The sequence below is a fragment of the Anaerobacillus sp. ABD4_527 genome (assembly GCF_056160805.1).
The window spans coordinates 1743715-1766216 of sequence record NZ_JBSWXZ010000001.1; the positions used below are offsets into that span (position 1 = coordinate 1743715).

Here is a 22502-nt window from a genome sequence, read left to right on the forward strand (position 1 = left end):
TGCTATACACTTGCTTCTATTCTTGCTTTTGTAATTGCCTGATCCAAATCGTCGATAAGATCATCGATATGTTCGATGCCTACCGACAAGCGGATCAAGTCATCTCGAACACCCGCAGCGGTTAGTTCTTCTGCACTTAACTGCTGGTGAGTTGTGCTTGCAGGATGAATGATCAAGCTTTTTGCATCCCCAACGTTCGCCACATGTGACCACAGGTTTACTGAGTTAATAATTCCTGCTCCGGTTTCGCGGCCGCCTTTTATTCCGAAGACGACTACTGCTCCCGCACCTTTTGGTAAATAGTTTGCAGCTAAGGTCTTTGACGGATGATTTTCTTCTTCAGGATAACTCACCCATTCAACTGCCGGATTTTCTTTCAAGTAGGTAACGATTTTACGCGTGTTCGCAACATGTTCCTTCATTCTAACGTGAAGTGTCTCAATTCCTAATGCGATTTGGAAAGCGTTAAAAGGACTCAATGAGGCGCCTGTGTCTCGTAATAGTTGAACGCGAGCTTTTATGATGAAAGCTGCTTCAGGCAGGGCCTCTGCATAAACGATGTTGTGATAGGAAGGATCTGGTTCGATAAAACCTGGGAATTTAGATGAATTCCAATCGAACTTTCCACTATCGACGATCAAACCGCCCATCGTTGAACCATTTCCACCAAGCCACTTCGTCGCAGAATGAATAACAATATCAGCACCATGCTCGATCGGTCTACATAAATACGGTGTTGCAAAGGTATTGTCGATGATAAGCGGAATGCCAGCTTCATGAGCGATTTCAGCCACTTTCTCGATATCGAGTACGTGAAGACCTGGATTACCGATCGTTTCTGCAAAAATTGCTTTTGTATTAGGTGTAATCGCACTTCTAAACGATTCCGGATCTTTCGGATCAACAAAGTTGGTTTTTATGCCGTATTTAGGAAGCGTCGTTGAAAAAAGGTTATATGTGCCGCCATATAAAGTAGAAGCAGAAACAATTTCATCACCGCTATTCGCAATATTTAAGATCGCGTTCGTAATAGCTGCCATACCACTTGCAAGACCGAGTGCTCCAATTCCGCCTTCAAGCTCCGCAACCCGTTCTTCAAGCGTTCCTACCGTCGGATTACCAATTCTAGAATAAATAAACCCTTCTTCTTTTAAACCAAACAAATCAGCTGCATGTTCTGTGCTATTAAATTTGTAAGCGTTGGATTGATAGATCGGTAGCGCTCTCGCTCCCGTAGCTGGATCTGCCTGTAAACCACCATGAATGCCAATCGTTTCTAAGTTATAACGCTTCTCTGCCATCTCTTATCCACTCCTTTGTATTTTTGAAGGTTCTTGTATATGTTCTCTGATCAATTGCCCCCATCTCTCAAATTCAACGAGGAATCCATCATGACCATACTTTGTATCAACGATCGTAAAACGCGCCTTTAGCGAAAATAAAGCTTCAAGATCTTTAGGAGGGTAAATTAAATCACCTTTAAAACTAATTGCTAAAACATTTGCCTTCACTTCTTCAATAGGTGCGTCCCTTCCCCTGGTAATATCATGGTCATCCATTGCTTTTAATAAGTACAAATAGCTATTGGCATCAAACCGACCAACTAGCTTTTTACCCTGGTATTGAAGGTAAGATTCGACATCGTAAAGAGCCTCATCATGGTGATCTTCAGGTTTTGCAATGACCCTTCTTCCAAATTTCTTCTGAAACATCTCATCAGTTCGGTACGAAATCATTCCGATCATACGTGCTGTTGCTAACCCCGATGCGGGAGGTTGCGTTTGATCATAATACCCTCCCTTCCATTCAGGGTCAGTCGTTATGGCATGTCTTGATATGGCATTATAGGCAATTCCGTAAGCACTCAAAGATGGTGTCACAGCTAATGGAACAAGGTGCTCCATCGCATCAGGGTAAAGAATTCCCCACTCAAGCACCTGCATGCCTCCAAGCGACCCACCGATCACGGCATGAAGGCGATCGATACCGAGTGCTTCAAGTGCTCGCTTTTGAGAATGAACCATATCCCTCACGCTTATGAAGGGAAAATCCGCCTGATACGGTCTGTTTGTAGACGGATTACGAGATAATGGTCCCGTCGAACCATTACAACCGCCTAATACGTTGAATGTAATTACTTGAAACTCAGTGGTATCTACATACTTCCCGTGACCGATCAGACCTTCCCACCAACCATCTTGTTTCCTTCCAACCGTATACTGATTGCCCGTTAGTGCATGACAGACTAGAATGACTGGTGCTTCCTTCGGTCCTACTCGTTCATATGCAAGTTCAACCCCATCAAGTTCTTTTCCTGATTCGAGAACGAACGAGCCAATGGATATCCGTTGGTCCTCGTATACCGTCTCTCTTCCCAACTCCGATCACTCCCATCACGCTCATTGAATATAAAAAAGCCTCTCTGAAAGACAGAGAGGCTGGATTATAGAAATCAGCTCCGCTTATCTTCCAGGCATCATACCTGCAGGAATTGGCACCTTTTCAAACCAAATGGTTTGACGGTTGCCGGGCTTCATAGGGCCAGTCCCTCCGCCTCTCTAGATAAGAACGAATATTCAATTACTTTGATTGAGTATTATTTTAGCAAGGCAATGCATTAGTGTCAAACATTTTCTGAAAGTTTATACAAATCCACTCTACGCATCAAACATTTTGATTAGAACCAGAATTTTGATAAGGTTACCTTAAATCTATATGCGAAAGGAGACTTTTTGTGAAAGCCCCTACGTTTTCTTTACAAGAGGTCAGAGGCGATCAAACGTATTCATTAGACGACTATGAAGGGAAACCGGTTATGATTACGTTTTGGGCATCATGGTGTCCTGATTGTATGAAGGACCTACCTATGAAAGAACAATTTTATGAACATGCAGACTTAAACAAACTTGCATTCTTAACAATAAATGTGACTGGACGTGAACGAACAGAAGAGGCAGGGAAAGAATTTGCTATCAAGAACGATCTGCCTTTTCCAGTATTAAAAGATAATGGTAGAGATACGTACGATCAGTATGGATGCACTGGTGTACCAACGACTGTCCTTCTAGACAGGAACCACGAAGTTGTACAAACATTCGGGGACAAGGCATCTTTCCTGGATATCGTTAAAGTCCTCCCTTCTATCATGCTTTGAATGAAGTGATAACTAAAACAAAGCTAGGGAAATTTCCCTAGCTTTGTTAAAAATAATATAAAATAATGGCGTTAATCTTAGTTATTCGTGGCGAACTGTCACTCTCACTGTTCGCTTACTTAATCATCATTGTCTTCTTTTGAGGACTTGTCTTCACGCTCGTCTTCTTCATCTTCTTCGTCGTCATCATCATCTTCTCTATCTTCTGGATCTTCTTTGTCTTTTCTGTTATCTTTATCTTCTCTGACTTCTTTATCATTATTTTGTTTATCATTTTTTGAGGATCCACTATTTTTCTCGTTATTGTCCTCATTTTGTTCAGAGTACTTATCCACACGATCAGAATCGTTATTTTCGGTTGATTGAGATGAAGACTTTTCGTTCTTATTTGATAGTTGACCGATCGGATCTTTTTCTTCTTTTACCACTGCTTCAGAATTTTGGTTACTCTGTGCTTTTTTATTCTCTGAGCTGTCAATCGTTTTATTTGATTTATCATTAAGCTGAGTAATTTTATTATCTAGCTCGTACCTATCTTCAACAGGTTCTGTATTACCCTCTGATGCAGTTGCGCGATTTTCGAGAGAATCTAATTTCTTAATAGAAAGGTCGCGGGCATCTTCAAGAGAAATCGTTACTCCACGGTCTTGTGCCGCCATATAAGTTATATACTTTCCAGGAGACACCCCCTTTTCCACTGCCATCTTACGAGTATGATGATCTGCATGTAAAATCGTAGTGATTGCAACAGCCTGTTTTGTAAGGACCTCATTGTTTTTCAAACCATTAATCGTTTCTTCGAGCTTACTCTTCACCTTCTGATAACGACTGTTTTCTTCAACATTACTCGCTACGATAAGCAGCTTTCCCTGATCAGTTAAAAAGCCATTCTCTTCAAGTTTAGAAATTAGTACATTTGCAAACTCAGCAAGTGGCATATTTTTTGTATCCTGGTCTAAACTCAGCCCTTCGCCGTCTGAATTCCAAGCCTGATACTGTACTACTTCCAGGTCAGAATTAACACCTACTTCGATACTCGGATTGATATCAAAGCTAACATATGCAGCAACTGCATCATTGTTCGGAACAGGAATCACACTAGCAACGATAACAAATAACATGATGATCGTTGCCATTCCTGCCATCGTAGGCATAGAGGGGATAAAGAAACCTTTCTTATTTTTCTCCGGTTTCTTTGCTAGTTTAATTTCAGAGCCAATTGATAAGTTATGATTTCGTTTAAGAAAAATTGTTGCAAATTCACCTTCGGGTGTCAGGACTACGGCTTTTCTGCCTCGTATCTCCATAATAACCCCGTTTTTCATCCCCTGGCCCCCTCATTCTGTTACTGTATATAAGATTTCAGCGCATTAAAGCCTCCTAGATAAATTAATGCAACTGCTATTATATACTTTCGATTACGTTCAATCGTTTTCCGACTGCATGAGACAAGAGACAGCAAATCTTTTATAGGCAGCTGTTTCTTTTCAAGAAGATAGCTTGAAAGAGTAGAATCCTCTGCAATAAGTTTTGCTATCATTTTTGCATTATCCCTCGCATCGATATGCTTCGGGCAATTCTTACTTAATACCTTAAACGTGATGCTGAATCTTTGCAGGAGTTGTTCGTATTCTTCAATTTCGTACATTCTAACTTCTCGCTGCTTGTCCATCTCATATACGTCAAGAGCTGCTTTCTGCTCAGCAAAACTATCTTCTAATCTACCTTCTTCATCTACTTCTTCTGGTTCAAGATAGATATACTTATTTTGACGAGCTTCTTTACGGATATAATCGATTACTCTACGACGGATAACCATATCTGCAAAAGTTAGAAAACGGCTCCCCTGTCCTCTTTGATACTGATCCATCGCTTCATTAAAAGCAGATAATCCGATGCTAAATTCGTCCATCATCTGGTTAATGTATCGATTGCAGACTTTTGACGTAATTTTCTTAATAAATGGTTGATAATCTTCTAGAAGCTTATTGCGTAAAAACTCATCGCCGTTTTGGATACGGTCGATTTTATCTTCTAATGTAACATTGTCATTTTTACTTTTATATTTTCCTATTCTTGTGCTGATTGAAATGGTTGTCATGTCATACACCTCTCATCTTGCAGTCAATTTAAATTGAGCGCTTATTAGGTTTCTTCTTAGATGTCTGTTATTTGAATATTAAAAAAGAATGCAAAATAAAATTCGCCCCCAAACGACAAAATCGAATGGCGACTCTCTATTCATTTATACCACTCAATCAGCTGCAACGAAAATACAATTTAATGACAATGTTACTGTTTCTTTACTGTCTGTTATATTAATTTATCATTATTAATATTGCACAATTTTCAACAAATTTCTACATTGCTAAACCCTTGATGAGACACGCTTTTTGCTACGAGGAACTTATGGTCTAATTGGTCAAATTTCATCAGATAAATTTAATGCTTTTTGTATTTTAGGAATAAAGTATTAAGGCGGACAACTGATTCAAATGCGAAAATTGTTTCTTTTGCTTGTCCGTTCTCAAAAATCGTTAGTGCTGGGACACTTTGAATTGTTAGCTCTCTCGCTAAATCCGGAAAATAGTTTAAGTTTACTTTATACGTATGATCCTTCATCCCGTTAGCTTCGACGGCAATGTTTAACATTCTTTCAGCAATTTTGCACGTTGAACAAAAAGGCGTATAAAAAAAGAGCACCGATAGTGATTTCTGCTGGGCTCTTTCAATCTCAACCTCTTCGTCTATTTCTATCATGTTTGTAAACTCCTTCATTTATAAACCGAAGAGGGAACGACCCCTCCTCGGGAAATGTATCCTTCATATCTATACTGTCATCACTTTAAATTTTGCAGCTCGCAAAATTCGTTTTAAATAATTCAATGGTGTTTCAGCTACTTCACGATGCAGCATCGTAATATACAAATGTTCAGCGTGAGGTATTTCTTGTTTCAATTGTTTTCGTAGTTTTTCCCCTGCATCGTCTGCATCGACGAGCACATATACATCCTTTTCAAACAGCTCTTCACTTAATTCTTCGAGACGTTCGAAGCTAATCGTACCGTACGTACAGATAATATCTACTGGCTCATCTAAGATTCTAAGAAGCTGATCTCTATCCGTCTTACCTTCTACAATAATCACTTTATCATGCATGGCGCAACTCTCCATTCAAGCTGTCGTCTCTACTGCGTTTACTATAGTATATGGATAAGAAGGCATATCGTTTCACTTTCTATAAAGATATCTCATTGAAACTAGTCGTTAGAACGCTCTTCTTCTTCTAGCGAGACAGTTGTTGAGTTTCCGTGTTCTTCTTCTAGGTCATCAACTGTTCGTAATCGGTCATCTTCTCTTTCGCCACCTGTAGCAAACGTGGCCTCAGTATCTGTTCTATTCCCCTCTTTACGATCCTCAAGTCGGTCTTGCGCTTCTTTTGTTCGTATCGCATATGGAATCGCTTCTAAACGTTCTTTATCAATTTCCTCACCAGTATCGACACAAACACCATAGTTACCTTCACGAATCTTATCAAGCGCTGTATTGATTAATTCTAATCGTTCTCGTGCTGCATCCTCGAGCGTAATATCTTTTTCTCGTTCATCCAATTCTGTTGCAAGGTCAGCAAAATGGTTGTCATATGAAGTTAAGTCCCCCGTTTCTTCAGCCAGTCCATTATTCTCATTATGCTCGGCTGCACCTCTCTCTAATATTTCCTTTTTCTGGATGATGAGGGTTTTTTTAAATCCCTGTATTTCTTGATTCGACAAAGTCATAATTTTTCCCTCCAAAGGTTCTTTTTCTTTTCCATTTTTTATTTTCCCTTATCTTTGAGCACGTTAAACCATCTCAAAAGGTTTTAAGAAAACAAGAAGGTGGAAACCAATACATAAGACATTGATATAGGAGTGAGTATAGTGGCTAAATTATCATTAGGTCAGAGTGTACCAACATTTTCTCTCGTTGATACGGAGGGAGGACTTTTTCAACTAGACAAGCATTTAGAGGAAGACAATAAGAGATGGCATATGCTCGTGTTCTTTAGAGGCGAATGGTGCCCTGTTTGTAACGAGCAAATGGAAGAATTACAAGAAAACATCTCAGCTTTTGACGATTTAGATGTACATGTAATCGCAATCGCAAGTGACGAGTTAGATTCACTTCGAAGCATGAAGAAAAAACATGGCCTTGATTTTCCAGTGCTACAAGATCATGAACGTGCAGCGATCGATTCCTTTGGAGTATTCATGCATACTGACGAAGATCCTTATGAAGATCATGGCGAGCATGGTGAGCCTGCTATCTTTATTATCGATGATGAAGGAAAGCTGATGGCACAATATTTACAATCTAGTCCATTCGGACGTCCTTCAGCAGATGGATTACTAACTACGATCAAATACATTCGTAAAAATAAATCATAAAAAAACGGCCCATCTGGGCCGTTTTTTTTTAACACCATCCGAGGTCACAGTCTTCGACGTACTTACCGTTTTTCTCCATTGCTCGCTGATACTGAAAAATTTTATCTTGGTCAAACTCAAAGCCCTCGGCAAATTCATACTGGTTGCCTTGATTAGTAAAGAGTATGCGACCGATTTTTTCCTTATTCAGGTACAAGTTCATCGAACTTTGGTCGAGCTTACCATGGACCCTGCTTGTAACGTCGATTTTTTCCATAGGACGAGACTGATCATTCATCGTATTCATCCCCTTTTTATAATGTCTTTCCTTATACCTAACACTAGATTCTCAAGTACAGGCAAAATTCAATGGAAACACAAGCATTCAATAGGGTTCGCGATGATGAAAAAATTATTCCCTCAGAAAGCTGGAACTATTTAGTGACGATTAGTCTTCACTTACCATATCTTCGTAAGCTTGTGCTGTCATAAGCTCATCAAGCTCAGAAGTATTAGACGGCTCAACTACAACCATCCAAGCTTTTTCATATGGAGATTCATTTACAAATTCAGGACTATCTTCTAGGTCTTCATTAATAGAGATGACTTTTCCTGAAATTGGTGCGTAAAGCTCAGATACCGTTTTTACTGATTCAACGCTGCCAAAAGGCTCGTCAGCTTCAAGGCTGTCGCCTTCTTCAGGAAGTTCTACAAAAACAATGTCACCTAGCTCTGACTGTGCAAAATCAGTAATCCCAATACGGACATTGCCATCTTCTTGTACTTGTACCCATTCGTGTTCTTCTGAGTAGCGGAAATCTTTTGGTAAATTCATTAGTAATTCCTCCCTGAACTATCCCTAAACTAAGGTAAGTATTTATTATTATTTACAATAACTATCCTATAATAGTTATTATTAATTAATCAACTATTAGTGTCCCCAGGTTTCGTCAAAAATTTCCTCTTTAAACCCAACCGTAACGTGTTTTCCATCTGTCACAATCGGTCTTTTGATCAACATTCCATCTGAAGCTAACAGTTCCAACAATTCGTCTTCAGAAGATGAAGCAATCTTATCTTTCACTCCAAGTTCACGATATTTTTTTCCACTCGTGTTAAAGAACTTTTTAATAGGAAGTTCACTATTGTCCACTAAGACTGCGAGTTCCTCTTTTGTAGGGGGGTTTTCAACGATGTGAACTTCATCTACAGAAACTTCATTACTTTGGAACCATTTCTTTGCCTTCTGGCACGTTCCGCATTTAGGATAAGCATAAAAAGTAAGTGACAATCCTTTTCCTCCTCGTAAACTAAACCTAATCAATCGTACAAACTAAGTGTACCATACGAGTTCCCTACAACAAATTATGACGTGCCTAAAACATCTTTCGTCATATAAGGTGTAAATCCTCTTTTTCGCTTTAAGTTTTATCTTGCCAATTCAGTCAAAAAAAATCCCTCTTTTTCAAGAGGGAATCTAAGAGAATAGGGTTTGAAAATATTAGTTAAACAGCATAACGCTGTTGTTCCAAAATGTTAGCGGCAATCTCACGTTTTTTTGCAATAACGTTGATTGGCGTGTGACGAGTTAATTTTCGTAAAGCAGAAATCATCATTCTTAACGTATCTCCACTTTCAACAGCGACAAGCGTTTCTTTCGCATGTGCTTCAATTCGATTGAACGCTTCTTGGCAGAAAACTTCTGTTAATAGAAGCTTTTGCTGCTGTTTGTCAGAGCTTGATTGATCGATCGCTTTCTCAGTTCGAAGTACTGCAGACTCCATTGAGTAGATTTCACTAATGATGTCAGCAACGTTAGAAAGCACTTCTTGTTCTTTTTCAAGACTCTTTCCATACTTCTGAACGGCTGTACCGGCTACCATCAGCATAATTTTCTTAGCCATGGCAACAAGATGCTTTTCCTGCTCGAGTGGTGCATCGCCAATTTCTTGTGGCATGAGCATCATCAGTTCTTCTTGAAGGGCAGTAGCTTTTTCCATCAATGGAAGTTCACCTTTCATCGCTTTTCTTATAAGCGTTCCAGGTACAAGAAGGCGGTTGATTTCATTCGTTCCTTCAAAAATTCGGTTGATGCGTGAATCACGATACATATTTTCTACTTCATATTCAGACATGAATCCGTATCCACCGTGAATCTGTACAGCTTCATCTACGACATAATCTAATGCCTCTGAAGCAAATACTTTATTTAATGAACATTCGATCGCATATTCAGCAATAGCTTTTGCAACTTTTGCTCCATCTTTCTGTTCTTCATCAGATAAATTGCCTAGTTTATTTTCAAAAAGACCACCCGTACGATATGTTGAGCTCTCACTCGCATAAGTAGATACGGCCATATTTGCAAGCTTTTCTTGGATAAGAGTAAATTTCGCAATAGGGGTCTTAAACTGCTTACGATCTGTTGCGTATTTTGCAGAAAGCTCAATTGCGCGCTTCATAGCACCAATCGTTCCAACCGCAAGCTTATAACGACCTACATTTAGAATATTAAATGCAATAACGTGGCCTTTACCAGCTTCACCGAGAAGGTTTTCTTTCGGTACTGCTACTTCATCAAGGATTAATGTTCTTGTTGAGGAACCTTTAATTCCCATTTTCTTTTCCTCTGGACCAGTTGTTACACCTTCAAGCTCACTGTCTACAATAAATGCTGAGAACTGCTCACCATCAATCTTCGCATAGACGATAAAGACGTCAGCGAAAGCTGAGTTTGTGATCCACTGTTTTTCACCATTCAAAATGTAGTGCGTGCCGTCATCATTTAACTTAGCCGTCGTTTTAGCACCAAGTGCATCAGAACCAGAACCTGGTTCTGTCAACGCGTATGCAGCTATTTTAGCTCCTGAAGCTAGATCGGGAAGATACTTCTTTTTCTGATCTTCATCACCGAAGAACACGATAGGAAGCGATCCGATCCCTACATGAGCCCCATAGCTTAGTGAAAACGAGCGTGCTCGTGCGAACTTCTCTGTGATAACAGATGAGCTGATTTTATCAAGGCCTAGTCCACCGTATTCTTCTGGAACATCTGCTCCAAGAAGTCCAATCTCACCAGCTCTTTCTAACAACTTACGGGAGATATCAAATTGATGGTTTTCGATTTTTTCTAATTCTGGAACGACTTCCTTCACAATAAAGTCTTCCGTTGTTTTCCCCATCATCGTATGCTCTGAAGAAAAATCCTCCGGTGTAAAAATATCTTCTGCAAGATGATCCTCTACTAGAAAGCTTCCGCCTTTGACTGTTTTGTTCATTGTATTAGACATGCAGGTGTTCCTCCTTTAATTGATCATGTATTATAGTAGTTCAAATACTCCGGCAGCTCCCATTCCGCCACCAATACACATCGTTACGACACCAAACTGCTCACCGCGCCTTTTCATTTCGTGAACAAGACTTAGTGTGAGCTTTGTACCTGTACAGCCTAGCGGATGCCCAAGCGCAATCGCTCCACCATTTACATTTACTTTGTCTTCATCGAGACCTAACTTTCGAATCACTTGAATGGACTGTGAAGCAAATGCCTCATTCAGCTCAAACAATCCGATATCTGAAAGCTCTAGCCCAGCTAGCTTCAAAGCTTTTGGAATAGCTTCGATCGGACCTACTCCCATAATTTCAGGTGCAACACCCGCTACGGCAAACGAACGAAACTTAGCCATCGGTTTTAGCCCTTCACTCTCGGCTTTTTCTCTGTCCATCACAAGAACACTGGCTGCACCATCGCTAGTTTGAGAGGAGTTCCCTGCAGTAACGGAGCCTCTTACGTTAAAGACTGGGCGAAGCTTTGCAAGTGCTTCAAGGGATGTATCCTCACGCACGCCTTCGTCTTGAGAGAATAAAACCTTATTTTCTTGAAGCTTGTTATTGGCACCGATCCAACGTTTCGTTACTTCAACAGGGACAATTTCGTCTCTGAACTTGCCTTCCTTAATCGCTTTGGCTGCTCGCTGATGGCTTCTTAATGCGAACGCATCTTGTTCTTCTCGACTTATTTCGAACCTTCTAGCAACTTCTTCAGCGGTATGGCCCATACCCATAATATATTCTGGCTTTTCTTCAACGAGAGAAGGGTTTGGTTTGATCACATGCCCTCCCATCGGAATGAGGCTCATCGATTCAACGCCTCCTGCCAAAATAGATGAAGACTGACCGAGCATGATACGTTCTGAAGCATATGCAATTGTTTGTAACCCTGAAGAACAATAGCGATTTATCGTAATAGCTGGGACGGTTTCTTTTAAGCCAGCTCTAGCACCGATCATACGTGCCACGTTTAATCCTTGTTCTGCTTCTGGTATCGCACATCCTATAATTACATCATCTATATCCCCATCATAATTACCAGCTCGTTTTAAGGTTTCAGCAACTGTAATTGCTCCTAAATCATCTGGACGCATTTCTGCAAGTGTTCCACGATTTGCTTTTCCTACAGGTGTCCTTGCACCAGACACGATCACTGCTTCTTTCATTCGTGCTTCCCTCCTCCAAAACTAGTTACGTAGCGGCTTTCCTTTCATCAACATATGCTGCATTCTAGCTTGCGTTTTCGGTTCGCCCAATAGGCTTAGGAATGCTTCCCTTTCAATGTCGAGAAGATATTGTTCATCGACAAGCGTGCCTTCTTTCACTTTACCGCCTGCAATTACATGAGCGAGTTTAGAGGCAATCTTTAGGTCGTGTTCAGAAATATAGCCACTCCACTGCATTGTTTTCGCACCCATTAACATTGCAGCATACCCTGCTTCACCTGAAACTGGTATCTTCTTTGAAACAGGCGGCTGATAGCCTTGTTCAGCTAGGAATAGAACTTTTTTCTTGGCATCATGGAGAACATGGTCAGCATTTACACTGATGCCATCTTTATTTCTTATATAGCCCAGTTCCGAAGCCTCATGAGCTGAAGTTGATACTTTCGCCATCGCAATGGTCTCAAATACATCAGCAGCAACATCGATTAAGTTTGGTTTTCCACCAGCCTGCTCAAGTTTTCTGAGATAAAGCTCTTTGTTTCCGCCTCCGCCTGGGATCAATCCAACCCCTACTTCAACTAAGCCAAGGTAAGTTTCAAATGATGCCTGAATCGAAGCAGCAGGCATCACAACCTCTGCACCTCCACCTAATGTCATTTGAAACGGTGCTGCTACAACAGGTTTCTTGGAATACCGGATTCGACCCATCGATTGTTGAAATTTGCGTGCGATCAATTCGATTTCAAAAAAGTTATCATCCTGCGCTTCCATCAACATCAGCGCAACATTTGCTCCAACACAGAAGTTCTTGCCCTGGTTTCCGATCACGAGACCTTCAAAGTTCTTCTCGGTCTCATCGATCGCTTCATTGATCATTTGGAGGATATCCATTCCGATCGCGTTGTTCGGAGAATGAAATTCTAGTCCAGCAACACCATCACCAAGATCTAAAAGAGTTGCGCCAGTGTTTTTCTTAATCACACGGTTTTGTTCTTTTAGTCCTTTGAGGTGGATTACTTTTTCGTTTACATCAGCCTCTTTATACTCACCGTTATGATAATAGAAGGTTTTCCCGCCTTCTCGCTTATAAAAATTCGTTTTGCCTGAGGAGAGCATCTCTTCGATCCACGATGGGATCTCTTCACCTTGCTCTTTCATCTTTGAAATCGACTTTTCGACTCCAAGGGCGTCCCACGTTTCAAACGGCCCCATCTCCCAGCCAAATCCCCATTTCATCGCACGATCGATCGCTAGAATATCGTCAGCAATTTCATAGGTTTTCTCAGCTGAATAAAGCAATACTGGTTTCAGTATGTTCCACACCAATTCACCAGCACGATCCTCGGCGTAAGCAACCGTTTTCAATTTATCGGATTTAGATTTTGCTTGTTTACTAGCTTCTACTGAGCCAGTTCTAAGCTTCTTCCTCGGTTCATATTCAAGCGTTTCAGGATTTAGTTCTAGAATTTCGCTTCCCTTTTCGCCTTTTTTCTTTAGGAAAAACCCTTGGCCTGCTTTTGAACCGATCCACCCTTTATGATTCATCTTTTCCATAAAGTCTGGCGTTCTGAACACTTCTTTCTCTTCACCTGATACTTGATCATACACATTTTTTGCTACATGGATAAACGTGTCTAATCCAACAACATCAAGTGTTCTAAACGTCGCACTTTTTGGACGACCGATCAGTGGACCAGTCACTGAATCGACTTCACCAACCGAAAAGCCTCTATTGAGCATTTCACGAACAGTTACTAATAAACCGTAAGTTCCAATGCGGTTTGCGATGAAGTTTGGTGTGTCTTTCGCTTCTACAACTCCTTTACCAAGGGTCTCTTCTCCAAATGTCTTCATATAAGACAGAACAGCTGGATCTGTATCTTTTGTAGGTATTACCTCTAATAACTTCAAATATCTTGGTGGGTTAAAGAAATGAGTACCAAGGAAATGGCTTCTGAAATCATCTGAGCGACCTTCAGCCATAGCTTCTACAGAAATTCCAGAAGTGTTCGAGCTTACGATCGTACCTGGACGTCTATAGTGATCTACTTTTTCGTAGACTTTCTTTTTGATATCAAGATTTTCAATGACGACTTCTATGATCCAATCGACTTCATTCAATCGCTCCATATCGTCTTCCATGTTTCCTGGCTCGATCAATTGAATATTTTCTTTCTTAGATAGCGGGGCTGGTTTTTGTTTTTTTAGCTTAGCGATCGCATCAATTGAAAGCCTGTTACGTACCAATCGATCTTCTAACGAGAGCCCTTTAGCTTTTTCTTTTTCGTTTGGTTCTTTCGGGACTACGTCTAATAAAATACTTGGGATACCAACATTCGCAAGGTGTGCAGCGATACCTGATCCCATTACTCCTGCTCCTAATACGGCAACTTTATGAATGCTGCGTGACATAATGAACCTCCCTATTGAATGAATGCTCATTCATTTTTGTTTCAAAAAAAGAAGCGAATTCACTTTTCAATTCCTCTGTCTTTACTATAAAGTATTTTCTGAAATTTAGCAATATAATGTTTGTTGATTTCTACTCTCTTTTTTATCGAAACATTGTGAAAAAGGAAGGCAAAAAATTTCGCCTTCCTCTTACTTCATCATTCCTTTGAGCACAAACGCTACGTTTGCCGGACGTTCAGCAAGACGTCTCATGAAATAGCCATACCAATCTTGTCCATATGGTACATATACACGCATCTTGTAGCCTTCTTTTAATAATTGCTCCTGACGTTCTACACAGATGCCATACAGCATTTGAAATTCAAACTGATCACGACTAATATTATGTTCTTCGACTAGTTGTTTTGTATATTCGATGATGGCATCATCATGCGTAGCGACCGCAGTATAATTCCCATTTAAAAGATGCATTTTAATGATTTTCTTAAAGTTAATATCAACGTCTCTCTTTGCTGGGAAAGCTACTGTCGGCGCTTCTTTATAGGCACCCTTTACTAATCTAAGGTTTGGAGATAACTCATTCAGTTTCTCGACGTCATCAGAAACGCGATACAAGTAAGCTTGTAAAACCGTTCCGATATTCTCGAATTCTTTCTTTAATTCCGTGAAAATATTCAACGTTCTTTCACAGCGCTCATAGTCTTCCATATCGATCGTTACGAATACATCGTGCTTATCAGCAGCTTTTAAGATCTCACGCATGTTCTTAAGCGTCATATGGTAATCAATATCAAGCCCCATTGAAGTGAGCTTGAGAGAGAGTTGAGAATCAAGTCCTTCGGCAGCAATACGTTCAATCGCTTCAATACAGTGCTTTGTCATCTCGGTTGCTTCAGCTTCAGTATCAACGAATTCCCCAAGATGATCGATCGTTACGGATAAACCCTTCGCATTTAACTGCTTTATTGCATTAACAGAGCTATCAAGAGATGCACCAGCTACAAACTTACCTGCGCCAAATCGCATGCCATATTTCTTAGCAACTTTTGTCGCAACTTTATTCTTTCCCATGTGTAGAAAGAAATTACGCATTACTTGTTCCATCATAACCCCTCCATGAAAACGCATTCATAGCGTGTTAAAAAATATATGTTAGTGAAAATCGGCAAATACTCTCAAAAAGCGCCATATTCTCCCTTTACTGTTATTCTACCACGAAATCCTATGAATACGACGTTTTTTGTTAGAAATTCTCTCAAATAATAATTGTTAATTTTTTCTATGATTATCCCTGTGTCTTTAACCTTACCCAACATAAAGGGGTCAAAAAACATATTTTACCTATTATATTGCTAACTCTGTTATTTGGATACTCTAACAAGCTATCAATTTTGTAAAACCATAAAAAAACTAGGGCGATTGTGCCCTAGTTATAGACTGTCGAGAAACTCGTTCAAGCCTTGTTCAAATGATGTTGTGGGATTTCCGCTCTAGGATACTCGCTTTCCGCGGGGCGGGCGTCCTTCCTCTCCAATCAACGTTATGGAGAGGTTTTAATTGATAGCGAGACTAAAGAAAACTAGTTATACCCTAGCTTCTCATTCATCGTCTTTTTTCTGAGATTTGCGGTTTTCTTCATTTAGCATCTTAATTTCCGCTACAAGTTCTTTCATGGCATCTTTTGCATCTGGATAGGTTTGGTTCCAATGCTTTGCAAGTGGAGGCATCGTTTTTGAAAGGTGCGTATACATTGCCCAAAGTTTTACCTTTTCCTTTAGTTCTGGTGTGCTCTCACCCACTAAAAGTTCAGTATACTTTTCCATTAACCCATCGACTTGTTCTTGCAAGGTTTCTAGACTCATGCTATCACTCCGATCCATGTAATCTTCATCGATTATAGCATAAAGACCCGTCCATCTTTAAGGCGAGACTCGTCCGTTCACCTGTAAATCCCTTAACCTTGCATAATCTATTCGCTGCTGGTTTTCTCTAATGACTTTCACTAATTCATCGATCAACACTGTTTCATCCGTAATGATAAAGAACCTGCAAGAAATCATTGCAAAATCTCCAAAGAACGCCCGACATCCTTGATATCGTTTCGCATCGCGAACCGGTTTGTAAGGAAAGATAAAGTTACCATTCTGTTCATAAGCAGGATCGAGAGAGTGTTCTTCTATTAATTTGATGAGTTCTCTAATCGTGAACTCTCTACCATTCTGATTTTGACCCATTTCTACAATTTCAAGCAAAGTACATACCTCCTCTTCATACCATTCGAAAGAAGCATGTATCTTGTTAGAGGTCCAAAAGACTTATTAGCCTTATGTAATAAAAAAAACCAGAGACTAGCTCTGGCTCAAATATGGGTCACATAAGAGTGAGTTTTACGAAGGGGGGGACCACTACTCACTCTCAACATATCTTATGTATGAAATGCAGGAATGGTTGGACAAGTACCACGGTACAAACATGGATTTTTTCTTAATTGAACGAAATAAACCATTCCATCTCTCCAAAGAAGAATAAATTTCAGACGCAATGGGAGACTGATACTATCATTATTTACCAAAAGGAGAGCGAGCTTATGAATGAAAGAAAAAAACTGATCACCTCTGATAGTGAAAAGTTACTATCATCCGTCAGAGAGGAAATCGCTGAAGAGTTTTTCATTATGGAGTCGGTTAATGAAACGATTCAAGAAGACGATTTCTATACCTATCATTTGCTTAAACAGGCAGAAGAGGAAAGAAATAAAAAGAATTAACTACTATGACCTATTTTATGATGCGTACATATCATGTATACTTCCTATAACTGATAAAAAGGAATGATGGAATTCATGACTACCCATACATTTACAGTAGGTGAAGAACGAGCAAACTATATCACTCATGGTATCGGTGTATTGATTAGCCTTGCTGCTCTCGTCATCTTGATTGTATTCGCATCACTTCAAGGAACGGCATGGCACATTGTCAGCTTCACGTTATTTGGAGCAACGATGTTGCTTCTATACACAGCGTCTACATTGGTTCATAGTTTTCCACCCGGTAAAGCAAAAGATTTCTTCGAGTTTCTTGATCACTCTGCCATTTATTTTTTTATTGCAGGAACATATACACCGTTTTTGTTTATCGTCATTCAGGGATGGCTCGGTTGGACTTTATTTGGAATAGTCTGGGGCCTTGCTATCGGAGGCACAGTTTTCAAAGCTTTCTTTGTAAAGAAATTCTTGTTCATCTCTACAATTGTGTATGTCATCATGGGATGGCTGATCGTATTAGCATGGAACCCTCTACTTCAAAATCTTCATCCGAACGGAATGACGCTACTGATCATCGGTGGCTTACTCTACACGATCGGTGCTGTCTTTTATGTATGGAGAGCTTTTAAGTATCACCATGCTGTTTGGCATATTTTTGTTATTGGAGGAACGGTGGCTCACTTCTTCTGTGTTTTATTTTACGTCCTTCCCCTTTAATCAAACACTTCTGTACACTAAGAGTACAGAAGTGTTTTTTTATTTTTACTTGAACAAAAAAGAGTAGTATCTCGTTATAAGAGTAGAACTACATCATAAAGGGATGGAAGCTGTGATCGAGATAACAAACCTATCAAAAAAAATTAAAAACAAGTCGATTTTAGATAACTTAACAATCTCAATTGATGGAGGAGTAATTGGACTCATTGGACCAAACGGTGCTGGAAAATCTACTTTGTTAAAGATTCTATCTACCGTTACTCGCCCTTCTTCAGGTGAGGTGAAGATTAATGGATTCTCCGTCAAAAAAGAAACCAAGAAAGTACGAAAGCAAATTGGGTACTTGCCTCAACATTTTCAACTCTATCCCCAGCTTACTGGAGCATCGTTTCTTGACTATGCAGGAAACCTAAAGCGCTACACGAACGTCGATCATAATGAAGAAAAGCACAGGCTACTACAAGAGTTGAATTTAACGGATCAGAAAGAATCCAAAGTTAAAACGTATTCGAATGGCATGAGGCAGCGACTAGGGATTGCACAGGCCATGTATGGGAATCCAAATGTCCTAATTTTTGATGAACCTTCGTCCGGTTTAGATCCTGATGAAAGGTTAAGGTTCCGACAACTGATTGCAAATTATCCACATCATAAGACGGTTTTGCTTTCCACCCATATTGTAGAGGATATCGAGGCTAGTTGTGATACGTTACTGGTTCTAAAGAAGGGAAAATTGATCTTTCACGGAACCCCTGAAGAGCTGCAACGTAAAGGAGAAGGTTTTGTGTGGGAATTCGAATTGTCGGAAGGAGATTCGAATATCCTACACGGACTTCAGATTACTTTTACAAAACAAACAAAAAACGGGCATTTATATAGAGCGATTTCTCCAGTCGCACCGATTGAATCTGCAGAAGCCGTCGATCCTACGTTAGAAGAAGGCTATATGACGATGGTGGAGTGGGATACGAGATGATGAAATGGCTAATTCAATGGAAATTCGAACTTTCTTTTCTATATAAAAGTTGGTTTTTACTACCGATGCCTTTTTTATTTCTCATTTGGTTGATTACGAGTATGACCGTTGAGAATGTTAGTAGTTCAGATAGCCTGTACGTGTCTGCTTATCGAACAACACATTCTACGATCTTCATTCTCGTTATCGGCCTCAGTATTTTAATCGGTGTCTACTTGATGCGTCGTGATATCGGGAATGAATCCTTCGAATGGCACCGAGCATTACCTGTTTCCAACTTTGTCTTTCTATCTGCAAAGTTTATTGCTGGCATTACGTACATGTCCGTTTTCACTTTACTAATGGCCCTTACTTTTGGCGCTATATCAATAAACCAACAGCTTCCATTTGCTGAAACGATGGAAGTCTTACGATTTTTTATCATTCAATATGAAGTTTCGTTAATCATTAGCTTAGCTCTAGGTATGATACTATCCGTCATCATTCAAAATCGTTTCGTCTACTTGATCGCATTTTGCGCTTGGATTTTCGGGACCCTTTTTATGGAAATTTTCATCCTGGAAGGGACTGGGAGTTTTTACTTAAAACCATTTCACTTATCATATCTTTTTATAGATTCTATTTTGGTAAACGGCGTATGGGGCATAGAACTTATGAAGGAAGAAATAAAGTTGCAAAGGCTCTTTGTCCTTTCATTCTCTCTCATGCTACTGATGGGAACACTACTCTTCCTGAATCGTAAGCGCCCAAATGAACACGATAAACTTTGGAGTATTGTCTGCTTATTTAGTTTACTCGGTGCGATCCTTGCATATATCCCATATAATCAATTTTGGGATGCACGAATATCTGCTTTTAATAACGTGAAAGAAGGGTCACCCACTTTCTCACAAACGAGTGATAACAGTTCGATCTATATGTGGGATTCGAATCCAAAGCTAGATACCGCTACTCAAGAAAGTAGCATTTACAAGCGAGAGCTTTTTCCGGTCCTATCCTATCAAATTGATATCGATCAAGCACCAACCTCTACGCTTGATCTAAAAGCAGCTGTGTCTCTTCAACATGACGAGTTTGATAACGATGATTTAAAATTTACGCTGAACCGCGTATTTTCCTTAAATGATGTGAAGGTTGATCAAGAATCCATTCCATTTGAACAAGATGGTGATTTTGTTACGATTACACTTCCAAACGAGGTGAATAACCCAACGATTCATTTCAACTACGGAGGGGTTTATGAATTATGGACGCATCGAGGCAGTCAAGAGTATTACCCCGGTTTTGCCATGGACAACCAGATCGTTATGCCATCACACACGGCCTGGTACCCTTTACCAGCACATCAATATTTGGTTGATTCAGATGGGGAATCACGCACTGACGTTGGTTTACTTCAACCTACTGATTTCCATGTGAATGTGACCGGGGTCGATAACACCGTCTATGGCTCTATTAAACATGTAGAGTCTTCGGGTGAAACGCACACCCTCTCTGGCAAAACTGCTCGACTCGATCTCTTTAGTGGCTTTTTAACAAAGATTGAAGCAGATCATTACCACACCAGCTTAGTAACTGCGCCTTATCGTAAGGATGTTTCTAAGAAGTTTATGAAAGAGGTAGACACTCGTCTCACCTACTTTGACGAATTTTTAGATGATGAGATCGATCCTGTACACCACTTCTTCTTTTTGCCGTTGGATCAATTAAGGTGGAGCGGTTACTTCCGTCAGGATGGTTTTATCGATCAGAACTACATCATGAATGACCACAACAGCTTAAATCATCATGCTACGATCAATGATTTTGTTATCGTCAACTTATTTCATGAAGATAACTTTGTTTCTGGAAACTATAGACCTGAAGATGCGTTACTAACAAGTACGATTAAAGCTACTTTCAATTATGTGTATGAACTTGAACACGGAAAAGAGGAAGAGGCTTTTGAAACAAGATCTGCTTTCGCCAATATTACAGAGGAACACGATAAGAGCAATTACAGCAAAGAAATCATTCAAACAGACAAACTGTTAGATATGATTGAAACTGCAATGCATGAAGGAAAAGAGGAAGAAGTAAAAGAGGTGCTCAATCGAATTTACCATGCCAACTGGAGTGGAAATGGCTATCCAACCGGCTATGATCTATATATTGAGCCAGCATCGACCATCAGCTTTGAAGAATGGATGGACGTATGGAACGATGTGATGGACACTAAACGATGAAAGGAGAAAGGGCATGACTGATGAAGAATTAGTTGTTGGAATGTCCAAAGGGAATCAAGCTGCTTTTGAAGCATTGATCCACAGGTATCATGCCCCTTTGCTAGGCTATTTAGAGCGAATGCTTCGGGACCGTAAAAAAGCAGAAGATGTTGTACAAGAAACGTTCCTGAAGTTACTAACCCAATTAAAAACAAAAAAAATACCAGAAAAGATTAAACCGTGGCTTTATCAAGTTGCTACGAATCAATGTCGAGACTACTGGAAAAGTTCTAGTTTCAAATCAGAAAAACAAGTGATCGATAAACTCCCTGATCAAGAAAGCGGAGATCCTTCAGTAGTAGAGTTATTCGAACGACAAGAATCGAGAAAAGAATTTCTCGCAAAGCTTGATGAACTTTCAAACACTCAAAGAGAAATCGTGTACTTAAGATTTTATCAAGATTTAAAATACCAGGAAATTGCAGAGACACTCGAATTACCTTTAGGAACGGTTAAATCAAATCTTTATCATGCATTAAAAAAATTAAAGGCATCCATTATGAGAAAGGAGGAAATTAGCCATGCGCGATCTCGACCATGAACTAGAAGAACTTGAACAAGAAATGAAGCAGCCGCTTCAAACGTATATGGCATCATCACCACGTTCAGAAGATACGCAAAAGCTGATTCTTTCCCTTCAGGATTCTTTCGATGAACTAAAGCAAGATGACATGGAATTTGACTTTGATACAGAGCCTGAAAAACCGTCGCTATTCAAACAATGCTTAAATCAATTTCGCTCATACCACTGGCTTTATTGGATGATCAGCCTCGGTATCTTTGCAATGTTAACATTGATCACAGCAGGAAGCGGTGACCCAGACGGTTTCTTTCCACTGCTTGTTCCTATTTACTTATTGTTTGGGATTCTATATAGCTACAAGTCTTGGAACAAGGAAATGAGAATGATTGAATCCGTCACTCCATTCCCACCTGCACTATTACTACTCAGTAAATTACTCGTTGTTCTGTGTGTGAACTTCAGCTTTGCCTTTGTCTCGACCGTGGTGATTATAACTGAGAATGTTTACGTTGAACCAAGAATGTTCTTATTACAATGGGTCGCACCTTTGTTCTTTTTGACAGGCTTACTAGCCTATATTATGTTTCATAAAGGCGTTATAGCTGGTTTTGTCTCTGCACTTGCAGGGTGGGTGTTTACATTCATTGCCTTGCCCTATTCGATTTATCAAATAAATGATGGATTTTCTAATTTCCTACTAGGAGTTGCCTACCTTGCCCTCTTTGTAATAGGAGGACTCTTACTATTTTTATCGTATCGCAAAAGCTTACACCTTCAATACATGTGA

24 protein-coding genes and 1 riboswitch are annotated in these 22502 nt (G+C 39.9%); of the genes, 8 read left to right on the forward strand and 16 right to left on the reverse strand.

Translation table 11 applies throughout. The features are described from left to right. Positions 1 to 2: 2 nt before the first annotated feature. Both ACXAHI_RS09055 and metX read right to left on the reverse strand, forming a co-directional pair. On the reverse strand, positions 3 to 1301 hold the full coding sequence (locus ACXAHI_RS09055) for an O-acetylhomoserine aminocarboxypropyltransferase/cysteine synthase family protein (protein ID WP_474847237.1): 1299 nt from the start codon (positions 1299 to 1301) through the stop codon (positions 3 to 5). Between the two features lie 3 nt (positions 1302 to 1304). Beyond that, complete coding sequence (gene metX / locus ACXAHI_RS09060; RefSeq protein WP_474847238.1) at positions 1305 to 2378, reverse strand: homoserine O-acetyltransferase MetX; 1074 nt, start codon at positions 2376 to 2378, stop codon at positions 1305 to 1307. An 81-nt stretch (positions 2379 to 2459) separates the two neighbouring features. Beyond that, positions 2460 to 2569: riboswitch (SAM riboswitch) on the reverse strand. 165 nt (positions 2570 to 2734) lie between these two features. Here metX and ACXAHI_RS09065 point away from each other — a divergent pair. Then, positions 2735 to 3154 carry a TlpA family protein disulfide reductase gene (locus ACXAHI_RS09065; protein WP_474847239.1) on the forward strand — a complete coding sequence of 140 codons (420 nt, stop codon included), beginning with the start codon at positions 2735 to 2737 and terminating at the stop codon, positions 3152 to 3154. Between the two features lie 119 nt (positions 3155 to 3273). Here ACXAHI_RS09065 and ACXAHI_RS09070 read toward each other — a convergent pair whose 3' ends face one another. The 5 genes from ACXAHI_RS09070 to ACXAHI_RS09090 all read right to left on the reverse strand — a co-directional run bounded on the left by ACXAHI_RS09070 (position 3274) and on the right by ACXAHI_RS09090 (position 6933). Beyond that, positions 3274 to 4479 carry an anti-sigma factor domain-containing protein gene (locus ACXAHI_RS09070; protein WP_474847240.1) on the reverse strand — a complete coding sequence of 402 codons (1206 nt, stop codon included), beginning with the start codon at positions 4477 to 4479 and terminating at the stop codon, positions 3274 to 3276. Positions 4480 to 4499: 20 nt separating this feature from the next. Next, positions 4500 to 5255 (reverse strand): RNA polymerase sigma-I factor, encoded by a 756-nt coding sequence (gene sigI / locus ACXAHI_RS09075; RefSeq protein WP_270179936.1) that lies wholly within the window; start codon positions 5253 to 5255, stop codon positions 4500 to 4502. 341 nt (positions 5256 to 5596) lie between these two features. Beyond that, a complete protein-coding gene (locus tag ACXAHI_RS09080; RefSeq protein ID WP_474847241.1) occupies positions 5597 to 5914 on the reverse strand; it encodes a thioredoxin family protein in 318 nt (105 codons plus the stop codon). 69 nt (positions 5915 to 5983) lie between these two features. Beyond that, a complete protein-coding gene (locus ACXAHI_RS09085; protein WP_474847242.1) occupies positions 5984 to 6313 on the reverse strand; it encodes a toprim domain-containing protein in 330 nt (109 codons plus the stop codon). Between the two features lie 101 nt (positions 6314 to 6414). Beyond that, entirely contained in the window at positions 6415 to 6933 is a 519-nt protein-coding gene (locus ACXAHI_RS09090) for a TraR/DksA C4-type zinc finger protein (RefSeq protein WP_474847243.1), read from the reverse strand. A gap of 141 nt (positions 6934 to 7074) precedes the next feature. On the opposite strand from ACXAHI_RS09090, the gene ACXAHI_RS09095 reads away from it, so the two are divergent. After that, a complete protein-coding gene (locus ACXAHI_RS09095; protein WP_474847244.1) occupies positions 7075 to 7581 on the forward strand; it encodes a peroxiredoxin family protein in 507 nt (168 codons plus the stop codon). Between the two features lie 28 nt (positions 7582 to 7609). Here ACXAHI_RS09095 and ACXAHI_RS09100 read toward each other — a convergent pair whose 3' ends face one another. The 9 genes from ACXAHI_RS09100 to ACXAHI_RS09140 all read right to left on the reverse strand — a co-directional run bounded on the left by ACXAHI_RS09100 (position 7610) and on the right by ACXAHI_RS09140 (position 16720). Next, positions 7610 to 7858, reverse strand: a complete 249-nt coding sequence (locus ACXAHI_RS09100; protein WP_270179941.1) for a YusG family protein — start codon at positions 7856 to 7858, stop codon at positions 7610 to 7612. Positions 7859 to 8008: 150 nt separating this feature from the next. Next, positions 8009 to 8395: a glycine cleavage system protein GcvH gene (gene gcvH, locus ACXAHI_RS09105; RefSeq protein WP_270179942.1), complete on the reverse strand. Its 387-nt coding sequence runs from the start codon at positions 8393 to 8395 to the stop codon at positions 8009 to 8011. 96 nt (positions 8396 to 8491) lie between these two features. Continuing rightward, the gene (locus tag ACXAHI_RS09110) at positions 8492 to 8851 is read right to left on the reverse strand and encodes an arsenate reductase family protein (RefSeq protein WP_474847245.1); all 360 of its coding nucleotides are present in this window, start codon (positions 8849 to 8851) and stop codon (positions 8492 to 8494) included. Positions 8852 to 9065: 214 nt separating this feature from the next. Continuing rightward, positions 9066 to 10850 carry an acyl-CoA dehydrogenase family protein gene (locus ACXAHI_RS09115; protein WP_474847246.1) on the reverse strand — a complete coding sequence of 595 codons (1785 nt, stop codon included), beginning with the start codon at positions 10848 to 10850 and terminating at the stop codon, positions 9066 to 9068. A gap of 30 nt (positions 10851 to 10880) precedes the next feature. Further along, positions 10881 to 12056 carry an acetyl-CoA C-acetyltransferase gene (locus tag ACXAHI_RS09120; RefSeq protein WP_474847247.1) on the reverse strand — a complete coding sequence of 392 codons (1176 nt, stop codon included), beginning with the start codon at positions 12054 to 12056 and terminating at the stop codon, positions 10881 to 10883. A gap of 21 nt (positions 12057 to 12077) precedes the next feature. Further along, positions 12078 to 14468 carry a 3-hydroxyacyl-CoA dehydrogenase/enoyl-CoA hydratase family protein gene (locus ACXAHI_RS09125; RefSeq protein WP_474847248.1) on the reverse strand — a complete coding sequence of 797 codons (2391 nt, stop codon included), beginning with the start codon at positions 14466 to 14468 and terminating at the stop codon, positions 12078 to 12080. 189 nt (positions 14469 to 14657) lie between these two features. Next, a complete protein-coding gene (locus ACXAHI_RS09130) occupies positions 14658 to 15572 on the reverse strand; it encodes a proline dehydrogenase family protein (RefSeq protein ID WP_474847249.1) in 915 nt (304 codons plus the stop codon). A 494-nt stretch (positions 15573 to 16066) separates the two neighbouring features. Next, on the reverse strand, positions 16067 to 16330 hold the full coding sequence (locus ACXAHI_RS09135; protein WP_474847250.1) for a YusU family protein: 264 nt from the start codon (positions 16328 to 16330) through the stop codon (positions 16067 to 16069). Between the two features lie 57 nt (positions 16331 to 16387). Continuing rightward, positions 16388 to 16720: a hypothetical protein gene (locus ACXAHI_RS09140; protein ID WP_474847251.1), complete on the reverse strand. Its 333-nt coding sequence runs from the start codon at positions 16718 to 16720 to the stop codon at positions 16388 to 16390. 335 nt (positions 16721 to 17055) lie between these two features. Here ACXAHI_RS09140 and ACXAHI_RS09145 point away from each other — a divergent pair, with 335 nt between their 5' ends. From ACXAHI_RS09145 to ACXAHI_RS09170, 6 genes are all read left to right on the forward strand, one after another. Beyond that, positions 17056 to 17235 carry a hypothetical protein gene (locus ACXAHI_RS09145; protein WP_474847252.1) on the forward strand — a complete coding sequence of 60 codons (180 nt, stop codon included), beginning with the start codon at positions 17056 to 17058 and terminating at the stop codon, positions 17233 to 17235. 75 nt (positions 17236 to 17310) lie between these two features. Next, on the forward strand, positions 17311 to 17952 hold the full coding sequence (gene trhA, locus ACXAHI_RS09150) for a PAQR family membrane homeostasis protein TrhA (protein WP_270179950.1): 642 nt from the start codon (positions 17311 to 17313) through the stop codon (positions 17950 to 17952). 112 nt (positions 17953 to 18064) lie between these two features. Beyond that, positions 18065 to 18928 carry an ATP-binding cassette domain-containing protein gene (locus ACXAHI_RS09155; RefSeq protein WP_474847253.1) on the forward strand — a complete coding sequence of 288 codons (864 nt, stop codon included), beginning with the start codon at positions 18065 to 18067 and terminating at the stop codon, positions 18926 to 18928. After that, positions 18925 to 21153 (forward strand): ABC transporter permease, encoded by a 2229-nt coding sequence (locus tag ACXAHI_RS09160; protein ID WP_474847254.1) that lies wholly within the window; start codon positions 18925 to 18927, stop codon positions 21151 to 21153. The genes ACXAHI_RS09155 and ACXAHI_RS09160 overlap by 4 nt, the downstream gene beginning before the upstream one ends. Positions 21154 to 21166: 13 nt before the next feature. Beyond that, positions 21167 to 21733: an RNA polymerase sigma factor gene (locus ACXAHI_RS09165; protein WP_474847255.1), complete on the forward strand. Its 567-nt coding sequence runs from the start codon at positions 21167 to 21169 to the stop codon at positions 21731 to 21733. Beyond that, a complete protein-coding gene (locus ACXAHI_RS09170) occupies positions 21714 to 22502 on the forward strand; it encodes a hypothetical protein (protein WP_474847256.1) in 789 nt (262 codons plus the stop codon). Before ACXAHI_RS09165 ends, ACXAHI_RS09170 begins: the two co-directional genes overlap by 20 nt.

Bases quoted from the DNA above. Each gene is read 5' to 3' on its own strand.
- ACXAHI_RS09055 (WP_474847237.1), bottom strand. From the start codon at position 1,301: ATGGCAGAGAAGCGTTATAACTTAGAAACGATTGGCATTCATGGTGGT.
- ACXAHI_RS09070 (WP_474847240.1), bottom strand. From the start codon at position 4,479: ATGAAAAACGGGGTTATTATGGAGATACGAGGCAGAAAAGCCGTAGTC.
- sigI (WP_270179936.1), bottom strand. From the start codon at position 5,255: ATGACAACCATTTCAATCAGCACAAGAATAGGAAAATATAAAAGTAAA.
- ACXAHI_RS09080 (WP_474847241.1), bottom strand. From the start codon at position 5,914: ATGATAGAAATAGACGAAGAGGTTGAGATTGAAAGAGCCCAGCAGAAA.
- ACXAHI_RS09085 (WP_474847242.1), bottom strand. From the start codon at position 6,313: ATGCATGATAAAGTGATTATTGTAGAAGGTAAGACGGATAGAGATCAG.
- ACXAHI_RS09090 (WP_474847243.1), bottom strand. From the start codon at position 6,933: ATGACTTTGTCGAATCAAGAAATACAGGGATTTAAAAAAACCCTCATC.
- ACXAHI_RS09100 (WP_270179941.1), bottom strand. From the start codon at position 7,858: ATGAATGATCAGTCTCGTCCTATGGAAAAAATCGACGTTACAAGCAGG.
- gcvH (WP_270179942.1), bottom strand. From the start codon at position 8,395: ATGAATTTACCAAAAGATTTCCGCTACTCAGAAGAACACGAATGGGTA.
- ACXAHI_RS09115 (WP_474847246.1), bottom strand. From the start codon at position 10,850: ATGTCTAATACAATGAACAAAACAGTCAAAGGCGGAAGCTTTCTAGTA.
- ACXAHI_RS09120 (WP_474847247.1), bottom strand. From the start codon at position 12,056: ATGAAAGAAGCAGTGATCGTGTCTGGTGCAAGGACACCTGTAGGAAAA.
- ACXAHI_RS09125 (WP_474847248.1), bottom strand. From the start codon at position 14,468: ATGTCACGCAGCATTCATAAAGTTGCCGTATTAGGAGCAGGAGTAATG.
- ACXAHI_RS09130 (WP_474847249.1), bottom strand. From the start codon at position 15,572: ATGGAACAAGTAATGCGTAATTTCTTTCTACACATGGGAAAGAATAAA.
- ACXAHI_RS09135 (WP_474847250.1), bottom strand. From the start codon at position 16,330: ATGAGTCTAGAAACCTTGCAAGAACAAGTCGATGGGTTAATGGAAAAG.
- ACXAHI_RS09145 (WP_474847252.1), top strand. From the start codon at position 17,056: ATGAATGAAAGAAAAAAACTGATCACCTCTGATAGTGAAAAGTTACTA.
- trhA (WP_270179950.1), top strand. From the start codon at position 17,311: ATGACTACCCATACATTTACAGTAGGTGAAGAACGAGCAAACTATATC.
- ACXAHI_RS09160 (WP_474847254.1), top strand. From the start codon at position 18,925: ATGATGAAATGGCTAATTCAATGGAAATTCGAACTTTCTTTTCTATAT.
- ACXAHI_RS09165 (WP_474847255.1), top strand. From the start codon at position 21,167: ATGACTGATGAAGAATTAGTTGTTGGAATGTCCAAAGGGAATCAAGCT.
- ACXAHI_RS09170 (WP_474847256.1), top strand. From the start codon at position 21,714: ATGCGCGATCTCGACCATGAACTAGAAGAACTTGAACAAGAAATGAAG.